Raw genomic sequence first — 1,406 nt, 5'->3', positions numbered from 1 at the left:
GGCGTTATGCCTATAAGAGGAAATATGGATAGTAAATGGGAGTGCTTTGGGTGCGGGCATAGCAATGAACACTCATCATTGAAGTGTGAAAAGTGCGGGTCTTTAGGCAAAGAGCTTGCAAACAAGCAGATGGCAAACCACCTGTTAGGGAATGACAAAGTGAAATCGAAGTTTGAATACTGCTGTGATAAATGTGGTTCAGAGTCATATGAGGTTGGTGAGTTAAGAGCCAGTGGTGGATTTTGGAGTACATTTTTCAATTACAACAAACACCGTTTTTATTTCTTATCATGCAGTAGCTGCGGTCACACTGAGTTTTACAAACGAGGTCTAGGTACTGGACAAAAAATACTAGATTTTCTGGGTGGTTAGCATAGGCATAACAAACTGTTTAAGAGTGATTCGCAACGCGTGGCATTTTTACTATGCGTTGCGTTTAGTGTTTAAGGTGGTATGCGGGAATCTCAGTATTGCGTTGCTCACACCTTAACAGGGCGTTATGTGCTTGAGAGGTAAGTTTGAAAAAGTATACGAAAGAAGCTTGCTTAATCTTTGTTGGCTTCTATTTATTCTCAGTGCTATTCGTTGCTGTAGAATCAAACTCAAAAGATTTAGTGGTAGTTTTGAACTCTTTAGGTGGGTTTATTTCAGCGGGAGGAGCTTTAGCTGCGATATTGACGATCATACAGGTAGCCAGAAATCGAGAAATTGACTCAAAGTACAATTCAAGTTCTGCCCAAATTAAGCAAATTGAATGTTATTTAAACGATGTGATCGGTTGTTTAATAGATGATGAAGGTAAACCTAAAAATAATCGTGTTGAGTGGATACAAGCTGCGAGAGCTATACTTGATAGTCAGGAAATGGCTAAAGAGGTGCAATCCGTCGCATCTGGCTTTAAGCTTCCAGAGTTGGAGATTGCCCTTAATGCTCAAATGAATCGAGTGAGGTTACATTTATACAAGAGTCTGTGTGTAAAAGAAGGTAATAGGGCAGGCTCATTGCCTGCTTCTTTTTTCTTTGGTGTTGAAAATTGGGAAAATAAAACATTCGAAGAAGCTGAGAAAGAAGCAAACTCCAAAAACCATGTTTGTTACAGCCACGATGGTACTGGCGTAGCTCCTATATGGGGAAATATAGAACTAGATGAACGCTCAGTTTTTGTCGTTGCTCGTTTCATTTTAGGAGAGGGTCAAAGTGCTCTTCTAGAGACTGTCTCTGAAAGTAGATACGATGAAATACCTCAATTTAGTCCTTATGAAGGGATGGCGGTATACCTAAGAAAACGCACATAACAAACTGTTTAAGAGTGATTCACAACGCGTGGCATTTTTGCTATGCGTTGGCTTTAGTGTTTAAGGTGGTATGCGGGAGCTTCGGTATTGCGTTGCTCACACCTTAACAGG

The 1,406-nt window shown here is 40.4% G+C and carries 2 protein-coding genes; both read left to right on the top strand.

Going from position 1 to position 1,406, the window contains the following annotated elements; all coding sequences use genetic code 11:
* Window positions 1-6 precede the first annotated feature (6 nt).
* On the top strand, window positions 7-372 hold the full coding sequence (locus MTR11_RS24025) for a zinc ribbon domain-containing protein (RefSeq protein WP_306301152.1): 366 nt from the start codon (window positions 7-9) through the stop codon (window positions 370-372).
* 146 nt (window positions 373-518) lie between these two features.
* A complete protein-coding gene (locus MTR11_RS24015; RefSeq protein ID WP_243328526.1) occupies window positions 519-1,295 on the top strand; it encodes a hypothetical protein in 777 nt (258 codons plus the stop codon).
* Window positions 1,296-1,406 lie beyond the last annotated feature (111 nt).

It is taken from the genome of Vibrio sp. CCB-PB317 (genome assembly GCF_022808245.1).
Classification (GTDB): domain Bacteria; phylum Pseudomonadota; class Gammaproteobacteria; order Enterobacterales; family Vibrionaceae; genus Vibrio; species Vibrio diabolicus.
This window is presented reverse-complemented; position numbering and strand designations above follow the sequence as displayed.